This window comes from Pseudoduganella sp. GW821-FHT11H04, assembly GCF_058807935.1.
On the sequence record NZ_JBXARE010000009.1, the window covers coordinates 98,528 to 121,212 of the forward strand.

General features: G+C 62.0%; 18 protein-coding genes and 1 tRNA gene. 12 read left to right on the plus strand and 7 right to left on the minus strand.

Annotated features, from left to right (window positions below):
- The first annotated feature begins 179 nt into the window (after positions 1 to 179).
- Positions 180 to 1,619, plus strand: a complete 1,440-nt coding sequence (locus AC1RTP_RS19690) for a M20/M25/M40 family metallo-hydrolase (protein WP_498609710.1) — start codon at positions 180 to 182, stop codon at positions 1,617 to 1,619.
- A 123-nt stretch (positions 1,620 to 1,742) separates the two neighbouring features.
- Here the strand turns inward: AC1RTP_RS19690 and AC1RTP_RS19695 are convergent, their stop codons facing one another.
- Complete coding sequence (locus AC1RTP_RS19695) at positions 1,743 to 2,600, minus strand: MBL fold metallo-hydrolase (RefSeq protein WP_498609852.1); 858 nt, start codon at positions 2,598 to 2,600, stop codon at positions 1,743 to 1,745.
- Positions 2,601 to 2,756: 156 nt separating this feature from the next.
- Here AC1RTP_RS19695 and AC1RTP_RS19700 point away from each other — a divergent pair, with 156 nt between their 5' ends.
- From AC1RTP_RS19700 to AC1RTP_RS19720, 5 genes are all read left to right on the plus strand, one after another.
- Positions 2,757 to 4,676 (plus strand): TOL_0244 family TonB-dependent receptor, encoded by a 1,920-nt coding sequence (locus AC1RTP_RS19700; RefSeq protein WP_498609712.1) that lies wholly within the window; start codon positions 2,757 to 2,759, stop codon positions 4,674 to 4,676.
- 25 nt (positions 4,677 to 4,701) lie between these two features.
- Positions 4,702 to 5,076: a hypothetical protein gene (locus tag AC1RTP_RS19705; RefSeq protein WP_498609713.1), complete on the plus strand. Its 375-nt coding sequence runs from the start codon at positions 4,702 to 4,704 to the stop codon at positions 5,074 to 5,076.
- A gap of 72 nt (positions 5,077 to 5,148) precedes the next feature.
- Positions 5,149 to 6,504: a TolC family protein gene (locus AC1RTP_RS19710; RefSeq protein WP_498609715.1), complete on the plus strand. Its 1,356-nt coding sequence runs from the start codon at positions 5,149 to 5,151 to the stop codon at positions 6,502 to 6,504.
- Positions 6,501 to 7,877: a multicopper oxidase family protein gene (locus AC1RTP_RS19715; RefSeq protein WP_498609717.1), complete on the plus strand. Its 1,377-nt coding sequence runs from the start codon at positions 6,501 to 6,503 to the stop codon at positions 7,875 to 7,877. Before AC1RTP_RS19710 ends, AC1RTP_RS19715 begins: the two co-directional genes overlap by 4 nt.
- 40 nt (positions 7,878 to 7,917) lie before the next feature.
- On the plus strand, positions 7,918 to 9,105 hold the full coding sequence (locus AC1RTP_RS19720) for a voltage-gated chloride channel family protein (protein ID WP_498609719.1): 1,188 nt from the start codon (positions 7,918 to 7,920) through the stop codon (positions 9,103 to 9,105).
- A gap of 3 nt (positions 9,106 to 9,108) precedes the next feature.
- Here AC1RTP_RS19720 and AC1RTP_RS19725 read toward each other — a convergent pair whose 3' ends face one another.
- Genes AC1RTP_RS19725 through AC1RTP_RS19740 form a run of 4 tightly spaced genes read right to left on the minus strand, consistent with a single transcriptional unit; the run spans position 9,109 to position 13,258 of the window.
- Positions 9,109 to 9,642 carry a hypothetical protein gene (locus tag AC1RTP_RS19725; RefSeq protein ID WP_498609720.1) on the minus strand — a complete coding sequence of 178 codons (534 nt, stop codon included), beginning with the start codon at positions 9,640 to 9,642 and terminating at the stop codon, positions 9,109 to 9,111.
- Between the two features lie 4 nt (positions 9,643 to 9,646).
- Positions 9,647 to 10,327, minus strand: a complete 681-nt coding sequence (locus AC1RTP_RS19730; RefSeq protein ID WP_498609722.1) for a PA4824 family protein — start codon at positions 10,325 to 10,327, stop codon at positions 9,647 to 9,649.
- Entirely contained in the window at positions 10,287 to 11,567 is a 1,281-nt protein-coding gene (locus AC1RTP_RS19735; RefSeq protein ID WP_498609723.1) for an ABC transporter ATP-binding protein, read from the minus strand. Before AC1RTP_RS19735 ends, AC1RTP_RS19730 begins: the two co-directional genes overlap by 41 nt.
- Entirely contained in the window at positions 11,567 to 13,258 is a 1,692-nt protein-coding gene (locus tag AC1RTP_RS19740; RefSeq protein ID WP_498609725.1) for an ABC transporter permease, read from the minus strand. The genes AC1RTP_RS19735 and AC1RTP_RS19740 overlap by 1 nt, the downstream gene beginning before the upstream one ends.
- Positions 13,259 to 13,598: 340 nt before the next feature.
- On the opposite strand from AC1RTP_RS19740, the gene AC1RTP_RS19745 reads away from it, so the two are divergent.
- The 3 genes from AC1RTP_RS19745 to AC1RTP_RS19755 all read left to right on the plus strand — a co-directional run bounded on the left by AC1RTP_RS19745 (position 13,599) and on the right by AC1RTP_RS19755 (position 18,127).
- Positions 13,599 to 14,492, plus strand: a complete 894-nt coding sequence (locus AC1RTP_RS19745; protein ID WP_498609726.1) for a helix-turn-helix domain-containing protein — start codon at positions 13,599 to 13,601, stop codon at positions 14,490 to 14,492.
- 105 nt (positions 14,493 to 14,597) lie between these two features.
- Positions 14,598 to 17,234, plus strand: coding sequence for a TonB-dependent receptor (locus tag AC1RTP_RS19750; RefSeq protein WP_498609727.1), 2,637 nt, complete (start codon positions 14,598 to 14,600; stop codon positions 17,232 to 17,234).
- 2 nt (positions 17,235 to 17,236) lie between these two features.
- On the plus strand, positions 17,237 to 18,127 hold the full coding sequence (locus AC1RTP_RS19755) for a hypothetical protein (RefSeq protein ID WP_498609728.1): 891 nt from the start codon (positions 17,237 to 17,239) through the stop codon (positions 18,125 to 18,127).
- Here the strand turns inward: AC1RTP_RS19755 and AC1RTP_RS19760 are convergent.
- Entirely contained in the window at positions 18,124 to 18,777 is a 654-nt protein-coding gene (locus AC1RTP_RS19760) for a GntR family transcriptional regulator (protein WP_498609730.1), read from the minus strand. The genes AC1RTP_RS19755 and AC1RTP_RS19760 overlap by 4 nt on opposite strands.
- Positions 18,778 to 18,821: 44 nt before the next feature.
- Positions 18,822 to 18,905: transfer RNA gene (locus AC1RTP_RS19765), tRNA-Leu, on the minus strand.
- 122 nt (positions 18,906 to 19,027) lie between these two features.
- Between AC1RTP_RS19765 and AC1RTP_RS19770 the strand changes: the two genes are divergently transcribed.
- From AC1RTP_RS19770 to AC1RTP_RS19780, 3 genes are all read left to right on the plus strand, one after another.
- Positions 19,028 to 19,876 carry a hypothetical protein gene (locus AC1RTP_RS19770; protein ID WP_498609731.1) on the plus strand — a complete coding sequence of 283 codons (849 nt, stop codon included), beginning with the start codon at positions 19,028 to 19,030 and terminating at the stop codon, positions 19,874 to 19,876.
- A 3-nt stretch (positions 19,877 to 19,879) separates the two neighbouring features.
- Positions 19,880 to 22,081 carry a penicillin acylase family protein gene (locus AC1RTP_RS19775; protein ID WP_498609733.1) on the plus strand — a complete coding sequence of 734 codons (2,202 nt, stop codon included), beginning with the start codon at positions 19,880 to 19,882 and terminating at the stop codon, positions 22,079 to 22,081.
- An 82-nt stretch (positions 22,082 to 22,163) separates the two neighbouring features.
- Positions 22,164 to 22,685: a hypothetical protein gene (locus AC1RTP_RS19780; protein WP_498609735.1), complete on the plus strand. Its 522-nt coding sequence runs from the start codon at positions 22,164 to 22,166 to the stop codon at positions 22,683 to 22,685.

Here is a 22,685-nt window from a genome sequence, read left to right on the forward strand (position 1 = left end):
AGATCTGGTAGAGCGTAGATTAGCGGCCTGTGAAATCTTGCGCCAGTGCATATACACATTCTTACAAACTCCACGGGGCTGATAGATTTGTATCGTTAAGTTGCCCCTCCTGCAGGAAATTTATAAATACGCTATTGTTTCAAGTTCAGAGCGAAACTTAACCTTCTCACAGGAAACGCATGAACCTCCGTAAGCCCGCACTTTCTACCCTGTTTGTGTGCCTGCTCGGCGCAGGCTTCTCCGGCATCACAAGTGCCGCAACGCCGAACGATGCCGCGACCCTCGGCAAGATCCGCGACGCCGCGATGCAGAGCGATTACTCCTACCAGCGCCTGGAAGACCTGACCGACCTGGTCGGCCCGCGCCTGTCCGGCTCCGAAGGCAACGCTGCCGCGGTGGAGCAAGTGGCAGCAGCAATGCGCGCAATAGGCGCCAAAGTGACCCTGCAACCGGTCAAGGTGCCGCACTGGGTGCGTGGCGAAGAGAAGGCCGAGCTGGTCGATTACAAAGGCCGCCCTGGCAACATTACTCAGAAAGTCGTACTCACCGCCCTCGGCGGCTCCGGCGCGACCCCGGCCGCAGGCCTGACCGCGCCGATCGTGATCGTGCATGACTTCGACGAATTGAAAGCCCGCGCCGCGGAAGTGAAGGGCGCCATCGTGCTGTTCGACGTGACCTTCGACCAAGGCATGGCTGATCGCGGCCTGGCAGGCAATGCCTACGGCCAGGGTTCGCGCTACCGCAGCAACGGCCCGCGCATGGCCGCTGAACTGGGCGCGGTTGCTGCGCTGGTTCGCTCCGTGGGCGGCGCGGACTACCGCCTGCCGCACACCGGCGCCACCAACCTGAATCCGGAGAAGCGCATTCCGGCAGCGGCCGTGACGGCGGAAGATTCGATGCTGATCGTTCGCTTGAGCAAGCGCGGCCCGATCAAAATGAAGCTGACCCTGACGCCGCAAATCCTGCCGGATGCGGACAGCTTCAACGTGATCGCCGACCTGCCGGGCAGCGATAAATCCGACGAAATCGTGATCGTTTCCGGCCACCTGGATTCGTGGGACCTGGCGACCGGCGCGCATGACGACGGCACCGGCGTGACCACCTCGATGGGCGTGCTGCAAACCATCAAGCAACTGGGCCTGCAACCGCGCCGCACCATCCGCATGGTGGCGTGGGCGAACGAAGAGAACGGCCTGCGTGGCGGCACCACCTACTTCGAAGCGAACAAAGGCAAGCTGGAAAAGCAGTTCGCAGCAATTGAAACCGACGGCGGCGTAACCGGCCGCACTTTCGGCATCATGGGCAGCGTGCGTCCGGAAGCGGAAAAGTACTTCGGCCCTGTGCAGAGCGCACTGTTGCCGATCGGCGCCGGCGTCTTCAGCCGCCGCGATTCCGCCTCGGGTTCGGACGTGCACCAGCTGGAGGCGAACGGCGTGCCTGCGTTCGAGCCATATGTCGACACCAGCGCCTACTTCAACTACCACCACACGCCGGCCGATACCTTCGACAAGGTCGACCCGCTGAACATGAAGCGCCACGTAGCGGTCCTGTCCGCGCTGACCTGGTTCCTGGCCAACACCGACGACCCAATCGGCCGCTCGCCCGCACAACAGAAATAAGCTGAGCCCGTGTCCCACCTTGGGGTCACACCCCAAATGGGACACAGGCTCGGCCATTGCCACGGATGGGGCCGTGTCTCACTTCGGGTGTGACCCCAAGGTGGGACACGGGCTGGTGTGTAGTTAGAGGGCGTTGAGGGGGATTTTGAGGTAGCGGACGCCGTTGTCTTCGGCTTCGGGCAGGTGGCCGGCGCTTAAGTTGACCTGGATTGCGGGCAGAATCAGTACCGGCATCTGTAGTGTGGCGTCGCGCTTGGTGCGCATCGCTACGAATTCTTCTTCGCTGACGCCGTCGCGGATGTGGATGTTCGCGGCGCGCTGTTCGGCCACCGTAACTTCCCAGCGCGGCTCGCGGCCGGCAGGCGGGTAGTCGTGGCACATGAACAGGCGGGTTTCCGGTGGCATTGACAGCAGTCGGTGCACCGATTTGTACAAGTCTCCGGCGCAGCCGCCAGGGAAGTCGCAGCGTGCGCTGCCGACGTCCGGCATGAACATCGTATCGCCAACAAACACTGCGTCGCCCACCTGGTAGGCCATGTCCGCCGGCGTGTGGCCCGGCACGTGCAGCGCGCGCGCTTCCAGCCTGCCTATCATGAATGCTTCGTCGGCTTCAAACAGGTGGCCGAATTGCGAGCCATCTTCTTTCTCGTTCCTGCGGTTGAAAATCGCGGAGAAGGCGTGCTGCACCTTGCAGATGCCGGCGCCAATGCCGATGCGGCCGCCCAGCTTCTCTTGCAGGTAGGGCGCGGCGGACAGGTGGTCAGCGTGGGCGTGGGTCTCCAGCAGCCAGCTTACCGTGAGCTTGTGCTCGCGCACGAAGGCGACAATCTTGTCGGCTGCGGTGGTGGAGGTGCGGCCGGACTTCGGGTCGTAGTCAAGAACCGAATCGACGATGGCGCATTCGCTGCCGTCGGCCTCGTAAATCACGTAGCTGACGGTGGAAGTTGTGGGGTCAAAGAACCCCTGAATCTCTGGCTTCATATCAGGATAGTAGGATGAATCAAGCGTTGCCATTATAAAGAATCCTGATATGGCGGGCGAGTCTTATGCATTTTACGATGCAAGCAACACGTGCACCCTGCAAAACTGTCGTCATGCTAAGATTTTCGAACAGTGCTTCCTGAAAGAGAGGCCGCCATGCGCAAAGCTGGCTGTTCGCTGAAGTGGGGACTGCTTGCTGGTTCAATTTGCTGCCAGTTTTGCACGGCTGCCATGCCGGGTGAGGGCACGCCTGTGCCCGAGAATTTCGCCAACCTGTCGTTGGAAGAATTGAGCGACGTACGCGTGGTGTCGGTTTCCAAACGTGAAGAGAGATTGGGCGATGCGCCGGCCTCGGTGTTCGTCATTTCGGCGGACGACATTCGCCGGACGGGCGCGCGCAGCTTGCCGGAAGCGTTGCGGCTCGCGCCGAACCTGCACGTCGCCCAGGCGCCTTCCGGCGGCTACACCATCACAGCACGCGGTTTCGCGGGCAATAGCGCCAACAAGCAGCTAGTCATGATTGATGGACGTTCGGTGTACACGCCTCTGTTCTCGGGCGTGTTCTGGGACGTGCAGCAGCTGCCAATGGAAAGCATTGAGCGCATCGAGGTGGTTAGCGGGCCCGGCGGCACGTTATGGGGCACCAATGCGGTCAATGGCGTGATCAATGTGATTACGAAGTCGGCGGCGTCGACGCCGGGGGCGTTGGTGGATCTGCGCTGGGGCCAGGAGCAGTCCGGCGCCACTTTGATGTATGGCTCGGCGATGGGCGATGGCGCCTGGCGTATCTACGGCATGGATAACGTCATGCCCCATGGCGAAACGCTGGCGGGAACGCCGCTGGGCGATGCCTGGCACACAGCGCAGGCGGGCTTCCGCAGCGACTGGCTGCGCGGCAGCGATTCGGTCACGCTGCAGGGCGATGCCTATCGTACCGTCGAAGGGCAGATCGCCAGCGCCGGCCCGATACCGACAGCCAAAATGCGCGGTGCTAACCTGATGGGGCACTGGAACCGGCAGCTGTATGGCGGCGCCAGCTTGTCCCTGCAAGCCTATTACGACCGCACGGAACGCGACCTGACTACCTTGTTCCAGGAGACGCTGGACATAGTCGATTTGCAGGCGCTGTATAACTTCGCGCCGCTCGGCCGCCACACGCTGGCACTGGGCGCTGAATACCGCTTCGCGCGCGACCGCGTGACGAACGTCAGCGGCACCGCTTTCAATCCCGAGCGCGCCAATATGCATTGGACCAGCATTTTTGGGCAAGACACCGTCGCCTTCACTGATACGGTCAACCTCACCGCGGGCTTGCGGTTAGAACGCAATATGTACACCGGGACCGAGCTGCTGCCTAACCTGCGCCTGGCCTGGAAGGCGACGCCTTCGACCTTTTTGTGGGCTGCGGCTTCGCGCACTGTGCGCGCCCCATCGCGCATCGATCGGGATATTTACATCAATGCCGGTGCGCGCGGCAGCCTGACCGGCGGGCCGAATTTTGAATCCGAGACGGCGCGCGTCGTGGAGCTTGGCTTGCGCCAGCAATTCGGCAACCTGGCCAGCTACTCGGTGACCATTTATCGGGCCACGTATGACCACCTGCGCACTGTCAAGCCGGTCGCGCCGTTGCGTTACGAAATTGGTAATGGCATGGAAGGCGAAACGCGTGGCGTGGAAGCCTGGGGCAGCTACCAGGCCACACCGGTCTGGCGCCTCAGCGCCGGGCTGACCATGATGCATGAGGAGTTTTTCATCAAGCCAGGCGAGATCGATGTGCTGAATCGTTCGGTAACGGGCAACTGGGACCCGCGCCGCATGGCCAGGCTACGTTCTTCCCTGACCCTGGGCGAGGGGCGCGACCTGGACGTCACCTGGCGTTACGTCGCGCCGCTGCGCTTTACCGCAGTGGCGGGCTACACGGCGCTCGATGTGAATTTCAACTGGCGGCTGAAGCCCGGGCTGGAGCTGACGCTGGGCGCGAGCAATGCCCTCGACCGTCAGCATGAGGAGTTTGGCGGCACCACTCGGCTGTCGCTGGGGCGGGGCGCTTATGTCAGGGTGATAAGCCGCTTCTAAGGCGAGCATGGTAATATCGCTGCCCATGAAATCCGTGATCCGTGTCATTGCGCTTTGGTTGATGCTGGTGGCTTTGCCTTTCCAGGGCTTCGCCTCGGCAAGCATGCTGCTGTGCGGACCGGCCAAGCCGGTGGCACAGGTTGCGCAAGGTGGACATCATGATCACGCTGCGATGCAGGCCTCCGGCCAGCATGGCCAGCACGGCGATCAAGCCGGCCAAGGCGGCTGCCACGGTCATGCCGTGGGAGATTGCTGCGTTGGCGCGGCGCTGGCCTACGCCCTGCCGCAAGCCGCCGCTCATCCTCAGCTTGCAGAGCGCCTGCGGCTGCGCGACCCAGTGCCGCCGATGCCGGTTGACCTAGCCCTTCCCAAACGCCCGCCTCGGGCGACCCTTGCCTGATCCATGCCAGCCCTGGCTGCTGGCTTATTCCTGCATCCCCGCGCAGGACGACCAAGCAATGGAAAGACAAACATGAACCAAGCATTCAAGCTGGCGGCGTTGGCCGCCGCGGCTACGCTGTTGTCCGGATGCGCCACGTTCTCGAACGATGGCGGCTTCGGGGCGGTGGCCCAGGCCAGCAAAGCACGTAGCGGAGCCGAAACGCGACTTCTGCGCAATGAGGAAGACCGGCGTGCGCTGGACGAACAACTGAAAACGCTGCTGGCCGAGCCGCTCGGCGTGGACGCCGCCGTCCAGGTGGCGCTGTTAAACAATCGCAGCCTGCAAGCTCGCTATTGGGACCTCGGCATCGCGGAGGCGGAACTGGTGCAGGCGGGCCGCCTGGCTAATCCGGGCTTCAGCTTCAAGCGCACGCACGGCGGTGGTGAAACTGCCATCGAGCGTACTCTGAGCATGAACTTCATCCAGCTCCTTACCTTGCCGCTGGCCAGCCGCATTGAGTCGCAGCGCTTCGAGCAGGTTAAGCTGGAACTGGCCGGCGAGGCGGTGTCCATGGCTCACCAGGCCCGCCTGGCTTGGATCGAGGCGGTGGCGGCACAGCAGGGCGTGGAATACGCCCAGCAGATCAGCGACGCGGCGGAAGCCAGCGGCGAACTGGCCAAACGCATGCAGGTGGCCGGCAACTGGAGCAAATACGATGCGGCGCGCGAGCAAGCCTTCCATGCCGACGCCATGGCCGACGTGGCGCGCGCCCGCAAGGCAGCTACCGCCAGCCGTGAGAAGCTGACCCGCATCCTTGGCTTGTCCGGCGTGCAGGCCACGGCGTACCGTTTGCCGGCACGCCTGCCGGAACTGCCGGCCAGCCCGCGCATCGTGGCCGATGCCGAGGCAACGGCTGTGCGTGAACGGTTTGACGTGCAGGCTGCCCGCCTGTCATCCAATCATACGGCCGATTCGCTGGGCCTGACCAAGACCACGCGCTTTATCAATGTGCTGGAGTTGAGCGGTATCAGCGAGCGTGACGGCGAGCGCCGTTCGCGCGGCTATGAGATTTCGCTCGAAGTACCGCTGTTCGATTGGGGCGGCGCTCGTGTGGCGCATGCCGAGGCGACTTATATGCAGTCGCTCAACCTGCTGGCCGCCATCGCCGTCAACGCTGGCAGCGAGGCGCGCGAGAGCTATCAGGACTACCGGGCATCCTACGAGCTGGCCAAGCATTACCGCGACGTGGTGATCCCGCTGCGCCAGAAAATCTCCGAGGAGACTCTACTGCGCTACAACGGCATGCTGCTGTCCGTGTTCGAACTGCTTGCCGATGCACGCGAACAGACCGCTGCCGTCAATAACACCATCACCGCGCTGAAGGAATTCTGGATCGCGGATGCAAATCTTGATGCCGCTCTTGGCGGAAAAGGAGTACAGCCATGAGCAACCGTCGTTCCTTCCTCGCCAATGGCGCCGCTGCCCTGATTGGCGCAGGCATGGTGAGCCGCGCCGGCGCCGCCGGCCTGCCTGAGGCGCCTGTGCAATCGAGCGCTTCGACGGCGCCGCCATTGATGCCGCGCGATGGGCGCCCCTACAACCCCGTGGTCACCCTGAACGGCTGGAGCCTGCCGTGGCGCATGAAGGATGGCGTCAAGGAGTTTCACCTGGTGGCCGAACCGGTGCTGCGTGAGATCGCGCCGGGAATGGTCGCCAAGATGTGGGGCTACAACGGACAAAGCCCGGGCCCGACCATCGAAGTGGTAGAGGGTGACCGCGTACGCATCTTCGTTACCAACAAGCTGCCGGAGCACACCAGCGTGCACTGGCACGGCCAGATCCTGCCGAGCGGGATGGACGGCGTGTCGGGAGTGAGCCAGCCCGCCATCCAGCCGGGCAAGACCTTTGTCTATGAATTTGTCGCCAAACACGCCGGCACATTCATGTACCATCCCCATGCTGACGAAATGACGCAGATGGCGATGGGTATGATGGGCTTCTGGGTGACCCATCCGAAAGACCCGCGCCAGCATGCGGTGGACCGCGATTTCGTGTTCCTTCTCAGCGCATACGATATCGAACCGGGCAGCATGGTCCCCAAGGTCAATACGATGACGGACTTTAATATCTGGACATTCAATAGCCGCGTCTTCCCTGCCATCGATCCGCTGGTGGTGCGCCAGGGCGACCGCGTGCGCATCCGGGCCGGCAACCTGACCATGACCAACCACCCGATCCATATCCACGGCCACCGTTTCGAAGTCACCGGCACCGATGGCGGCTGGGTGCCGCCGACCGCACGCTGGCCGGAAGTGACGACCGACGTGGCGGTGGGGCAGATGCGCGCGATTGAATTCATCGCCGACAACCCGGGCGACTGGGCCTTCCATTGCCACAAATCGCACCACACCATGAACGCCATGGGCCACAACGTGCCGACTTTGATCGGTGTGGACCACAGCGGGGTGGCCGAGAAGATCAGCAAGCTGGTGCCGGGCTATATGGCAATGGGTGAGAAGGGCGGATCGATGGGCGGCATGGAAATGGAAATCCCTGAGAACACGCTGCCGATGATGACCGGTACCGGCCCACATGGCGATATTGAGATGGGCGGCATGTTCACGCTGATGAAGGTGCGTCCTGACCAGAAGAAGGGCGATTACTCGGACCCGGGCTGGTACAAAGCGCCAAAAGGCACCACCGCCTATGAGTGGACTGGGGAATTGCCGCCCGCCGTATCCGCGCCCGCTGCGGCGGTGCCGGCCGGCGCAAAGCCGATGGAAGTAACCCGCGACAAGAAGGGGCACGATCATCATTAAGCAATTGCGCTATCTCGGGAAATGGAGCCTGCTTGCCAGCATGGTTGCTTTGGCTGCGGGCAGCGCTTCGGCATTCTTCCTGGTGGCGCTGGACGTGGCCACCGCCTGGCGTGAAGCGTATCGATGGGTGGTGTGGTTGCTGCCGCTAGCCGGCTTTGCGGTCGGCTGGATTTACCTCCACGTCGGCAGCCGCGTCGAGGCGGGCAATAATCTTCTGATCGACGAAATCCACGATCCCAAGAACGTGGTACCGCTGCGGCTTGCGCCGCTGATCTTGTGCAGCACCGTGGTGTCGCATTTGTTCGGCGCTTCCGTTGGGCGCGAGGGTACGGCGGTGCAGATGGGCGGCGCGCTGGCCGACCAGCTGACGCACGTGTTCCGCCTGCGGCGCGAAGACCGCAGCACGGTGCTGATGGCCGGTATCAGTGCTGGCTTTGCGTCCGTCTTCGGTACGCCTCTTGCTGGGGCGATCTTCGGGCTGGAAGTGCTTGTGGTGGGGCGCATGCGGCATGCAGCGATCTATCCCTGCATGCTGGCGGCGGTGCTGGCCGACCAGGTCACGCGCTGGTGGGGTGTGGGACATGCGCATTTCGCGGCCGGGCCGTTGGGCGCGCCGGATGGCCCGCTTGTGTTGTCGCTGGCCGCCATCATTGTGGCGGGTGTGATTTTCGGCCTGGTGGGGCGTGCCTTTGCGGCCGCCACGCATGGCCTGTCGGCCTGGTTCAAGGTGCGCTTTGCCTATGCGCCGCTGCGGCCGCTGGTCGGCGGATTGCTCATCGCGCTAGCGGTCGGATTGGGCAGTGCGCTCGCCCAGGGCGGCCATGGCGTCGACCCGCACCGCTATCTTGGCCTTGGCATCGGGCCGATGGTGGAAGCCTTCCGCGTTCCGTTGGACTGGTGGGACTGGCTGGGCAAATTCGTGTTCACCGTGAGCTCGCTGGGCTCCGGGTTTAAAGGCGGCGAGGTGACGCCGCTGTTCAATATCGGCGCGACCCTGGGCAATGCCTTGGCGCCGATCCTGCACCTTCCATTCCCGCTGCTGGCCGCCATCGGCTTTGTGGCGGTGTTCGCCGGCGCGGCCAACACGCCGTTGGCCTGCACGGTGATGGCGATGGAATTGTTCGGGCCAGCGATTGGTCCTTACGCGGCGCTGGCCTGTGTCGCGGCCTTCATGTTCTCAGGCCAGTCGGGCATTTACCGCGCGCAGCGCCGGCCCGCCACTGACTAACGATCAGCGGAACGGCGCGGCCATGCCAGGCCAGGTGGTATCGTTCATCGGCCTGCCATTGCAGTAGGCCGGATCGGCTGGAGCGCCGGTTTGTACGCTGCGGCAGGCCCAGATTGAGCTGCCGTTTTCACCCATGTACTGGTCCCATGCGAATTGCTCGGCGACCGGCACTGCGGCCGGGCCGGATTCTCTGGAACCGCCAAGCGGGATCGTTGCGCCGACGCCGACACCGATGCTGGTATTGCTGCTCTTGCTGGCCGCGATAGCCAAGGCGACCACGCCTGCTGCGACGCCGACGCCCACGCCGGTTTCGCGCGTCTTGATGACTTGCGGGCAGGATGATTCGGCCACGCCGCGCCGTCCCAGCTCCATGCGCAGGGCATTGGCGAAGTTCATGTCAGGCGCGCCGGTGGTGAGCGTCTTGCACATTTCAAACGGGCTGGCATCCGACGGATTGGCGTAGAACGCTTGCTGGCTCACGCCTGCGCAGGCCGAGAGCAAGCTTGCCACGACGGCAACGGAGAGTAATTTTTTCATAAAGCTAGTATAGCGCGTGCGGCAGGGCCAGGGTCATGCCGAAAGCCAGCTGCGGCCGCGAGGCTGCTGTTTTTGCAACGCTGGCGTCCAGGTCCAGACGGTTTTCGATCAGGGTGTAGCGCATGCCGATCTGGCGGGTTGGCCGCTGGCGCCTGCTACCGTAGCTTTCCAGCGAGGCGCTCCAGCGCCGGGCGAATGCGTACTCACCGCCGACGCTCCAGGTGCTGCGAGTCGCAGCCCCGTGCGGACGCGCCAAGCCTGCATTGAGGTGAAGCAGGATGGCCTGCTGCTCGAACGACATTGTCAGCGGCAGGTTGAGCGTTTGCTGGCGCGCCGGGCCTTGCTGGCTCGCGACGGTGAGGCCAAGGGCCCAGCCATCGCTACCGTCGCGCGGCGCTCGCAGCAGAGTCTTCGCTTGCAGGATCGATGCGTTGCCTTTTCCTTTGCCGGCGGCAAGCTCCCAGCCGCCGACCCGGCACGCCGGCATGGCCCACCATTCACGCAGGCTTCCGGTGTGCTGGTGCCAGGCTTCGACCTGGCAGTCATGGGGTTCGAGGATCGACGCATCGTCGGTCGCCAAGGGCCGGCCTGCCCAGGCTGGAGCCGCCAGCAGCGCAGTGGCTGCCAGCAGCAGGCAGCGTCGATCAGGCAAGGCGCAGGCGGCGCGTGTGAAAATCGAATTCATAGATCTCTCCGTATCGCCCCCATTCAACGGCGGTACGCATGATGCGGCGGGCTTCTTCCTGTTCGCTCGATTCCATTAAAAGGGAGAGCACCTGTTCCTCGGGTAGTGCGCCATCGGTGGAAGCACGCAGCATGCTGTAGACAAGTTGCGGTAGCGTGACTTGCGCCAGCAGCTGGCGGCCAAAGATGGCCTGGCGGCCCGCGTGGTCGGCGGCTTCGTAGCGGCGGCCGAGGGCAGTCATGGCAATGTCGCCGCCTTCCACCATGGCCAGGCCAAGCTGGGAAAGCGCCTCGCAGGCCGGGAACAGCGCCTCGTCAGGCAATTCGCTTTCATCGGACAAGCGCGGCAAGTCGGCGCGCCCCTCGAACGGCGCGGAGGCCAGCAGTGAGAGCACGGCCTCGATGGTCTCGATGTCGGCATCCGGCAGGCGGTAATCTGGGCCGGCTTCGCGCACAGGACCGGCAGCAGGTGCAGGGCGCATCGTCATCAAGCCATACACTTCGTCCACCAGTTGGCGCACGGCCGGGCTGTCCGAATTGCGCGGGCGCGGAAGGTCGATCTTGATTTCGGTGCGGATGCGGCCCGGATCGCTGGACAGCATGATGATACGGTCCGACATCATCACTGCTTCCTCGATATTGTGCGAGACCACGAGGATGCCGCGCGTCGGGATGCGGCCATGGTCCCACAGCTCCAGGATGTCGTCGCGCAAGGTTTCGCCGGTCAGCACGTCGAGCGCGGAAAACGCTTCGTCCATCAGCAGCACGTCCGGATTGGTGACCAGGGCGCGGGCTATGCCAACGCGCTGGCGCATACCGCCCGACAGTTCGCGCGGCAGTGCGCCTTCAAAGCCGGAAAGGCCCATCAGGTCCAGCATGGCTTCGCTGCGCGCCGCACGTTCGGCTGGCGCCACGCCTTGCGCTTCCAGGCCCAGTTCCACGTTCTGCTGAACGGTGAGCCAAGGGAAAAGCGCAAACGACTGGAACACCATGGCGATGCCCGGCACCGGTTCGGTAAGTGGCGCACCGCGATAGCAGGCCTTGCCCGCATCGGCCTTCACCAGCCCCGAAATAATGCGCAACAGCGTCGATTTTCCGGAACCGGATTTGCCGAGCAGCGCGACGATCTCGCCCGACTGAAGGGTGAAATCGACGCCATCGAGCACCGTGCGGCTGGCGCCGTCGCCCATGCGGAAGGACTTGCCGACGCCTTGCAGGTCGACCAGGACTTTTTCGTTCATCAGTTCTGCTCCTGATACAAACGGCTCCAAACGAAGCGGTTAATTGTCATTACAAAGATGCACATCACGCCGATACCGAGCGCGATGCGCGGGAAGTCGCCGGAATCGGTCATCTGCTTTACGTAGCTGCCCAGGCCATGCGCTACCAGGGTTGTTTTTCCCCAGGTGACGTATTCGGCCACGATGCTGGCGTTCCACGAACCGCCGGAAGCTGTGATCGCGCCCGTCACATAGCTTGGGAAGACCGCCGGCAGGTAGACGCGCTTCCATTTCAGCCAGCCCTTCAGGCCAAGGTTGTCCGACGCCAGCCGCAAATCATTGGACAGTGTGGAGGCGCCTGCAACTACGTTGAACAGGATGTACCACTGGGTGCCGAACACCATCAGCGGGCTGAGCCAGATGTCCGGGTTCAGGCCAAGATGCAGCACCGCATACACCACCACTGGAAACAACAGGTTGACCGGGAAGGCTGCCAGGAACTGCGCCACCGCCTGGATTTTCTGTGCATAGCGCGGACGCAGGCCGATCCAGATTGCCACCGGTACCCAGAACAGCGAGGCCAGCGCGATCAGCACCGTCACACGCGTCAGCGTCGCCAGGCCAAGGCCGAAGACATGGGCGGCTTCGCGCCAGCCCACTTCCGTATGAATGAAGGCGGCGACGCGATAACTGGCCCAGATTGCAAGCACCAGCAGCAGCGTGTCGATGCTGCGGGCGGGCAGGCGCCAGCGGCTGGCAGGTTTGTCGTCAACTGCAGTGCGCACCGGGCGGGCAGGGAACCAGGCCAGGGTGCCGCGCATTGCGGTCCATGCCTTGTCGCTCAAGCGGCTGGCGATACGGCTGCGGCGCACCCAGTCGAGCAGCCAAGAACGGCGGCCAACGTCGCCTTCCAGTTCCTCAAAGCGGAACTTGTCGGCCCACACCAGCAGTGGACGGAAGAACAGCTGGTCATACATCACGATGCCAACGAACATGGCGCCGATGGCGCAGGCAATGGCGCGGCCGTTTTCAGCTTCGATGGCCACCGCGATGTAAGCGCCGATGCCGGCTAGCTTGACGTCTTGCCCGGCCACTGAAATTGCTTCCGCCGCTACCAGGAAGAACCAGCCGCCAGACATGGACATCATCATGTTCCACAACAGGCCAGGCATGGCGAAGGGTAGCTCCAGGCGCCAGAAGCGCTGCCAGGCCGAGAGGCGAAACATGCGGCTCGCCTCGTGCAGTTCGGCCGGCACGGCGCGCATCGACTGGTACAGGCTGAACGCCATATTCCAGGCCTGCGAAGTGAAGATCGCGAAAATCGCTGCGCATTCGACGCCCAGTTGGCTGCCCGGGAAGAGGGCGATGAAAGGCGCAATCGCAATGGCCTGGAAACCCAGGATAGGCACCGACTGCAACACGTCCAGCAGCGGTACCAGGATTTTTTCAGCCAGCTTGTACTTGGCCGCGACCGCCGCGAAGACGAAGGCGAACAGCAGCGACAAAGCCATGGCGGCGAACATGCGCAGGATGGTGCGCAAAAGGTAATAGGGCAGCACCGCCACGTCGAGGCTGACCGGCGTTGGCTGGCCGAGCACGAACGGGCGCGCCATCTGCATGGCGCCATAGGCGACAGCAACCAGCACCGCCAATACAAGCGGCAAAAGTGCCCAGTCCCAGCGATTGGGACGCGTAGTGAATGAAGCGAACATCAGGCTCTCCGCAAAGGATGCGGGCCCGCGATCGTGCGCGCTTGAATCTCAGGTTGTGCGATGGGGGACCATCAACCGCCGACGGCGGATGACGATAGGGACAGGAGCCCAGGACGTGATCGTGCCGTTATGCGGTGCCGAAATGAATTCGGGAACAACTATGACTCGAACAAGTGCCCATGAAAGGGGGCTCCAATAATGATAACGGGGCGGAGTGTATGTGTGGGTGATACCTGCCGTCAACTTAGGGGATCACGTAATTTTGTAACAAATTAAGTCGTCTTGCTTAATTGGTCATGTCATCTTAATATACGGTATACGATTTATCCGATGGTGAATCATGGATCGACTCACGGATATTAGAGAAAGCTTCCGGCGCAATGGCGTGACGGACCCGCTGCGCACCTGCATTGGGCCGCTGCCCATGTCCGGCGCGGTAATTGTGCGCTGGACGGCGGACGGTCCAGACACCGCCATTCGCGGCATCGTGCCGCACCCCGACAGCTATCGCGTCGCGATCCAGCTGGAGCCTACGCAGTCCGAGGTCTGGAACGAGGTCGAGCCGGTTTGGAGCGGCGTGATTGGCGCTAACCGTTTCCGCGTCTGCATGCCAGGGGCAAAGGGGCGCTGGCACCGTTTGAGCGGCTGCGATATCGTCAATATTTTCATCCCGACGTCGACCGTGCTCGCCATGGCGGCAAGCTGCGGCCAGGACTTGTCGACGCTTTCCAGCAACTGGGTCGCGCCAGACCAGGTGGTGATGGACCTGACCCTGAAGCTGTTGGAGGCAGATACGCTTGCCGGCACCTGGGCGCCGCAATTCCGCGATCACCTGACATCGGCCATGGTGGCTTACCTGCTGCAGCAGCACGCGCAACTGCCCGCGGCATTGGCCACCAGCAGCTTGGCCGGGACGCGCCTGCAGAAAATCCTGGACTACATGGCTGATCGGCTGGCGGAAGATATCCCGGTGGCGGAACTGGCCAATGCCTGTGCAATGAGCGAGTCCCATTTCTCGCGCGAGTTCAGCAAGTCGGTCGGAATGCCGCCGCACCAATATCTGATGAAGCTCCGCATCGAGCGAGCGCGTGAGCTTTTGATGGAAAGCGAGGCGCGCGTGATCGACGTCGCACTCGAACTGGGCTTTACCAATGCGAGCCATTTCGCCCGCGCTTTTGCGCGCCGCTATGGTGTTGCGCCGGCAGCATTCCGGCAACTGAATCTGGCAGCTTGAAGCGCTTTTGTGTTCCTTCCGCAGTTTTTGACGCGCAGGTCTTTCTTGGAAATTTCAAGATTGAACCTACCAGTTTTTTATAAGACGTCAAAAGAGGGAGACAACATGTTTCAAATGAAGCGCACTTATCTCGCTGTATTGCTTGCCTTTGGCGGCGCGCTGCCCGCGCTGGCCCAGGAGCAGGCGGTGCAAAAGGTAACCGTTACAGGCTCGTCGATCAAGCAAATCGCTGGCGAGACTGCTTTGCCGGTGACGGTGATGAAGGCGGAAGAATTCGTCAGCAAGGGCATGACCACGATTGAAGAAGTTCTGTCCTCGGTCTCCGCCAACCAGCAGTACACGGTTGGCGCCACCAGCATCGGTTTCGACGGCGGCGGCAAATCGTCCGCCAACCTGCGCGGGCTGGGGGATGACCGCACTCTGGTGCTGCTCAATGGCCGGCGCCTGGCGAATCATCCGTTCGACGGCAGCAGCGTTGACCTTTATGCCATTCCGTTTGCTGCACTGGACCGAGTGGAGATTCTGCGCGACGGCGCTTCCCACATTTACGGTACCGACGCGGTGGCCGGCGTGATCAACTTCATCACCAAGCGCTCGTTCAGTGGCGCCTCTGTCACAGTCGAAGCTATTGTCCCGCAGCAGACGGGCGGGCGCGAAAAGCGCGGCAACCTGATCTTGGGCATCGGCGATCTGGAACAGGATGGCTACAATTTGTTCGGTGTGCTGGACCGCCATGACCAGAAGAGGGTGCGTTCCATCGACCGCCCGTATTCTTCGACAGGCATCCAGCCGGACTACGGCATCAACAAGACCAGCGGCACTACTTTCCCGGCCAACTTCTTCTCGGCCAAGGGCATCACAGGCAACCCGCGCTTTGCGACCGGCTGCTTCGCGCCAGAAACGGTTCCGCAGGCGGGTAACGGCGCCACGAATATGGGCACCTGCCGCCAGGATTACGCGCGCCTGGTCGACGACGTTCCAGACACGCGCCAGACTACGGCCTACGTCAAAGGCGCGCTGCGCTTTGGTTCTTACGGCCTGGCGTCGCTCGATTACCTGCATTCGGAGAGCGAGAACATCAGCCGCATCGCACCGCCTCCGTTGACCGGCCTGAAAATGCGGTCCGATAACAAGTGGTATCCCGGTGGGACTGGCGGTACGCCTGCCGTCGCAGGCCTGAGTGGCGAGGACCTGTCGGTCAACTGGCGTCCAATCGAAGCAGGGCAGCGCACCTCGAAGAACCTGGGTGTGTCCGACCGTGTCGTGCTCAATGTGGAAGGCTCGGCCCTGGGCTGGGATTGGGTGGCGGGCGCGAACTACGCTAAGACCCGCGTCACGCAGGACTTCATCGGCGGTTATGTGAAGGACGCCCTGATCCAGCCCGGCATTGACGCAGGCACGATCAATCCCTTCGGCCAACAGGATGCGCAGGGCGCGGAATACCTGAAGAATGCCCTCCTGATCGGCAATGCACTGGACACCAGGGCACACAACTCCGGCATCGATGTGCGTGCGTCGCGCGACGTAATGACGCTGCCTGGCGGGGCGTTGGCAGTGGCAGTCGGCGCCGAGCACCGTAGCGAGCATTCAAGCTACACCGTCAACCATGCGACGGTCGACCAGGCATCGATCTACCGTGCCACGGGCCTGTTTGGCGTGAAGGATAAGGATACGTCGCGCAACCTGTCGGCGGTCTATGCTGAAGTCGTGGCGCCGCTGCATAAGACGCTGGAACTGCAGCTGGCCGCACGCTCCGACCGTTACAGCGACGCCGGCAACACCTTCAATCCCAAGATAGGCCTGCGCTACCAGCCTATGAAGCAGCTGATGCTGCGCGCCTCGTCCAGTACCGGCTTCCGCGCACCATCGCTGTACGAGTTGCACGCGCCGATGTTCGATACGAATACGGTTGGCGCCTACGACGATCCTGTCCTGTGCCCCGACGGCACGGCGAAGCCTGGCGTGAACCCGCTGATCGCTTGCCACTCAGTGCAGCCCGGCCGCAGCGGCGGCAATCCCGAACTGAAGCCGGAAAAATCGCGGTCGTATTCCTATGGCTTGGTCGTGGAACCGATGAAGGACCTCACCGCATCGATCGATTACTGGCACATCAAAGTCACCGACGGTATTGGCGACGCACTGACGGAAGCCGAGATTTTCGCCGACCCGGAAAAGTACCGCGACCGCTTCCACTACAACACTAACGGCACGGCGCTTGATTACGTCAACCTGTCGTCGCTGGCCAACCTCGGCATCCGCAAGAGCAGCGGCATTGACCTGACCTTGCAGTACCGCTTCCCGCAGACGCCAATCGGCTCCTTCGACACCTGGTTCAACGGCACCCGCGTGACCAGTAATATCTGGCAGCAAACGCCGGAGAGCGAGCCGTTCGCAAGCATTGGCATCTATAACGGCGCCGTGCGTTGGAAGCACAACCTGGCCCTGCGCTGGCTGAACGGCGCCTGGAGCGCAACGCTGTCGCAGCGTCGCACTTCCGGCTATATGGACCAGAACTCAGTCGCGACCCAGTTCCAGCGCCGCGTCGAAGCCAATTCAGTGTGGACGCTGTCAGCGGCTTACACGGGCTTCGCCGGCACCACCATTACCGCGGGCGTCAAAAACCTGCTGAACACCGATCCGCCGTTCTCCAACCAGAACGCCAACCCGCAGACCGGCTACGATCCGCGCTTTGCCGACCCGATTGGCCGCGCATACTTTGTCCGATTGACCCATAAGTTCTGAACATGAAAATCTTCTTTCAAAGTTTTGTACTCGCGGCAGGCCTGAGCGCCTGCGCGCACGTGACGCCGGTCGGCAAGCCGCCGTCCAGCCTTGCCCTCGACCCGTTCTACGCCAAATATGCCGATGCGCAGGGCATTCCTATCACCGGCTCGCGCAACGTGCCTGACGAAGCGATCCTGGCGGCGCGTGATATCGTTGTTTCGATGATGTCTTACCGCCGCGACGTACGCGACGAGCTGGTGCGCCAGGGCGCCCGTATCGGCGTCATGGCGATCACGGAAGGCACGATGGACATGCCCGAGCAGCGCGACTGGAAAAAACCTGCCGTCGACGATCCGCGCCTGACCAAATGCGAGGTGCGCGATTACGCCAAAACCATCGCTCTGCAAACGGACAGCCAGTACTGGAACGCGCGAGCCCGCGGCATGGGTGGCCTGTTCACCACCGGCGCAGCGGAAAACATCATGGGCGTTCCCGGTACACGCTATTTCGGCGAAAACATCATGGTGCACGAGTTCTCGCACAACATCATGAATGCCTTGCGCACCACGGATCCGAACCTGATCAAACGGCTGGAGGCGGCCTATGCCCAGGCCAGGGAAAAGCGCCTGTGGCAAGGGTCATACATGGTGAATACGCTGGAAGAGTACTGGGCCGAAGGCACGCAGTTCTGGTTTAACTCAAACAAGGCCTACATCACGGACACCCTGACCGTGGTCAATGCCGAGGATTTGAAGGCGCGCGATCCCGTGATTTACGCGCTGCTGGCGGAAGTCTATGGCGACAACCACCATATCGCAGCCGATGCGTTCTACATGCACGTAGCCCGCATGAACAGCCCGCGCATTTCATTGGACGCGGGCGGGAAGGCCAAGAACGACTGCTATTCCTAAGCCTCACGCTCCTTAAATTCCTTCCGCAAGTCTTCCAAGGTCGTGGCGATGTGGTCATACATCATCGCCGCGACTGCCTTTGCCTTCCCTTCGGACCACAATTCCAGCATAGCCAGGTGTTCCTTGTGCGCGCGGTCGTCACGGCCGGCCGGCTCAAGGTGCTTGCGCGCATAACGTTCGGACATGATGTTGAGGCGCTCGATCATCTGGATCGTCAGCGGACGCGCCAGCGGCCTCACCAGCGACATATGGAAGGCGCGATTCAAGCCGCCGACCAGCTCTTTGTTCGATACCATGGCCTTATCGAGTGCTTCCAGCGCGCGTCGTGCTTCAGCCTTGTCCTCCGGCGTCGCCAGCTTGGACGCTTCACCAACCGAATCAGGCTCCAGCTTCAGACGCAAAGCATAAACTTCCTCGGCTTCCTCCGCGCTCAATGGGCGAACGAAGAAGCCCCGATTCGCATGGGATACCAGGAGGTTCTCCTGTTCCAAACGCGCCAAAGCTTCACGAAGCGGAATTTTGCTGACACCCAGTTCGGCCGCCAGTGCGTCTTGCCTGATCGGCGAATCTGAGGGAATTCGACCAGCGATGATGCGGTCGCGGACCACGGAAAAGATTTGTTCGGAAAGTGTCTGAACGACGAGGCTCATGCATACCCTTCAAACGAAGTCGAATAAAGTATACAGATTATACGTGCCCCGGGCCGGAATCGAACCGGCACGGCCTTGCGGCCAACGGATTTTAAGTCCGGTGTGTCTACCAATTTCACCACCGGGGCTGGTGTAGCCCGTTATTATGGCATGACTGTTCGTTAACATCCAGTAGTAGCTAATTCGACAACGCTTGTAATCGGCGCGGAATGTTGTAGCATGCTGGTCGCAGAATTCCTGGAAAGACCCCATGCAAATCCAAATCAATGACGTCCTGCGGGACTATATCGAGCCGTTGACCGAAGCCGAACGCACTGCGTTGGAGCGCAGCTTGCTGGCCGAAGGCTGCCGCGATGCGCTGGTACTGTGGAACGACGTTCTGGTGGATGGCCATAACCGTTACTCGATCTGCCAGCAGCACGGCATTCCATTCAAAGTCACCCAGAACACGAGCTTCAAGGATATGGAAGACGTGATGCTGTGGATGATCGACAACCACCTGGGCCGCCGCAGCGTGTCGGACTTCCAGCGTGGGGTGCTGGCCCTGCGCCAGCAGGAAATCCTGGGCAAGCGCGAGCAGGCGGTGAAGGAGCAGGCCAAGGCTGAAGATGCGGCTATTGCGCCACCGGCGCCGGAAAGCGAAGAAGCAGCGCCGCCGCCAAAGGCAAAGACAAAGCGTGAGGACATCGCCCGCGCCGCCCGTCTGAGCGCCAACACCCTCGGCCAGATCGAAAAGATCACCAAGAGTGCGACGCCGGAGCTGGTGGAAGCCGTGCGTTCCGGTACGATTTCGATCAATGCCGCTGCAACCGTGGCCTCGCTGTCGGATGAAGACCAGAAGTCGGCTGTCGCCGGCGGCCGCAAGTTCCTTCAGCAGGCTGCCCGCGAAATCCGTGAACAGCGCGCCGCAAACCGTCCGCAGAAGGCTCCGAAAGAGGGCAGCGACGAAGGTGAGTACCAGGCTGCGGAACGTCCAGCCCCGCTGACGGAAACCGAAGTCCTGCGCCTCGAAATCTCGCAACTGAAGGAAAAGAATGCTGCGCTGCGCGCTGAAAACGCCGAACTGCGCGAACGCATCGCTCAATTAGTGGAGCAATAAAGCATGCAAAACCTGAGTGCCGTCTTGTTCGCGTTCTGCGCCATCCCTGCGATTGCCGCCCCGGCGCCAGTGCAGCCGGGCATCCAGTTAAGTCCCGCAGAAGTGCTGCGCCTGCAAGCGATTGCCAAGCGCGTCACCATCCTGCGCGACAAATGGGGCATCCCCCATATTTATGGCAAGAGCGACGCGGATGCGGTATTCGGGATGATGTACGCCCAGGCGGAAGATGATTTCAAGCGCATCGAGCTGAATTACATCAACGCCATGGGCCGCCTGGCGGAAGTGGAGGGCGAGCAGGCGCTGTACCAGGACCTGCGCATGAAGCTCTTCATCACGCCCGAGCAACTGAAGGCGCAGTACAAGGCGAGCCCGGACTGGCTCAAGAAGTTGATGATCGGCTGGGCCGACGGCCTGAATTTCTACCTGCATAGCCACCCGAAAGTTCAAGCGCGCCTGCTGACGCATTTCGAACCTTGGATGGCGCTCAGTTTCAGCGAAGGCAGTATTGGCGGCGACATCGAGTCGGTCAATATCGAACAGCTGAAGGCCTTCTACAACAAGCAGCCGGGCCCGGTGGAGCTGGCCGAAGCCAGCGGATTGCCTAAGGAGCCGCGCGGCTCGAACGGTTTCGCCATCGCACCGGCCCTGAGCAAATCGGGGCATGCGCTGTTGATGATAAACCCGCACACCTCTTTCTATTTCCGCCCCGAGATCCACGTCAACAGCCAGGAAGGCCTGAATGCCTACGGCGCCGTGACCTGGGGCCAGTTCTTCGTCTACCAGGGCTTTAACGACCGTATCGGCTGGATGCACACGTCCGGCGGTGGCGACGTGATCGACGAATACCTGGAAACGGTGGTCGAAAAGAACGGCAAGTACTTCTACCAATACGGCAAAGAGCAGCGTCCTTTCCGCGTCGAGAATGTGCGACTGCCGTATAAGGCGGCCGATGGCAGCATGGCCGAGAAGACCGTGACAGCCTACTTCACGCATCGCGGCCCGGTGGTGCGCGAGCAAGGCGGGAAGTGGGTGTCGGTGGCCTTGATGAACGAGCCGCTCAAGGCGCTCACCCAGTCCTTCATCCGCACCAAGGCGCGCAATTATCCCGCTTTCTATAAGGCGATGGAGCTGCGTACCAATTCCTCGAACAACACCGTGTATGCGGACGCGGACGGCAATATCGCCTACTTCCACGGCAATTTCATGCCGGTGCGCGACACGCACTTCGACTTCACCAGGCCAGTGGATGGCGCTGAGCCTGCAACGGACTGGAAGGGCTTGCACCAGGTGCGCGAGACCATCCAGCTGTTCAATCCAAAGAATGGCTGGATCCAGAATACCAACAACTGGCCGTTCTCGGCGGCCGGCGCATATAGCCCGCGTCCGCAAGACTATCCGGCCTATATGTCGGTGAACGGGGAGAATGCGCGCGGCATCCACGCGGTGCGTGTGCTGCAGGGGAAGAAGTACTTCACCATCGACAGCCTGATCGCCGCCGCTTATGACAGCCAGCTGACGGCTTTCGAACCGCTGTTGCCATTGCTGGTGCGCGCCTACGACGAAGCGCCGGCCAGCGACTTGGCGAAAGCGGCTGTGACTGAGCAAATCACCTTGCTGCGCGATTGGGATATGCGCTATTCCGTGACCTCCGTACCGACATCGGTCGCGATCTACTGGCTGCAGGACCAGGCCAAGCATTACGGCCCTGCTGCGAAAGAGAAAGGCATGCCCTTGCTGGACTACCTGGCTACCCAGCTGACGTCGAAGCAACGCCTCGAAGCTTTGGTGCGGGCATCGAACAAACTGGCATCCGACTTTGGCAATTGGAAGACGCCATGGGGTGAGATCAACCGCTTCCAGCGCCTGACCGGCGACGTTGTGCAGGCCTATGACGACAGCAAGCCAAGCATTCCCGTGCCTTACGCATCGGGTAATTGGGGTTCGCTGGCGGCTTTCGGCATGAGTTCACAGCAGCGCACCAAGCGCATCTATGGCGAGCGCGGCAATAGCTTCGTGGCGGCCGTGGAGTTCGGGCCGAAGGTGAAGGCCAAGAGCATCCTGGCCGGCGGCGAGAGCGGCGACCCGGCGTCGCCGCATTTCAACGACCAGGCCGAGATGTATGCGCGCGGTGAATTCAAGGACGTGCTGTTCTACAAGGAAGACATCGAGAAAAATCTCGAGCGGAAGTACCATCCAGGCGAATAGTTCGCACGTTTGAGCTAGCGCAAACTCCTCCCCGCTTTGGCAGGCGCACAATGAAGTGACAACCTGCTAATGGGGAGGCGCCATGGCTTCCAGCCAAGACGAGAATGGCAGCCAGTCCTGCCAGAGGATCGAAGAATTCATCTTCGTTCGCGAACTGAATGAAGTCTTCCTGCTGCTTGACCACATCTCCGGACGCTGGGACAAGAGCCTCTACAACTTCCACAACCACGACGACGGCGAGCCGCACATCGATGAACTGTGCGCGATTGGCCTGGCGGCGCCCGAAAGCGACGAGCAGCGCGTGGCGCAGGCGGTCAAGGTGCTGTGCGCCAAGGACCGGCTGAATGCCGCCGCGAGGCCGGCCACGGGGCTCACCATCGCCTTCACGCTGCTGGTGGTGGGCGAAGACAACCAGCGCGACTGGCGTAACTGGCTGCGGGCCATGATGCTAAGGCGCGGCTCGGCGCTCCCCGGCCCGGCACCGGCGGCGCATAGCGACAAACCAACCCGCCTGACGCTGGCGCGCTATGCCTGGTCAAGGCGGCGGACCGCTTCAACCGGCGCATATTCTGGATCGTGCTTTTGCTGCTGCTTGGGCTGGTGA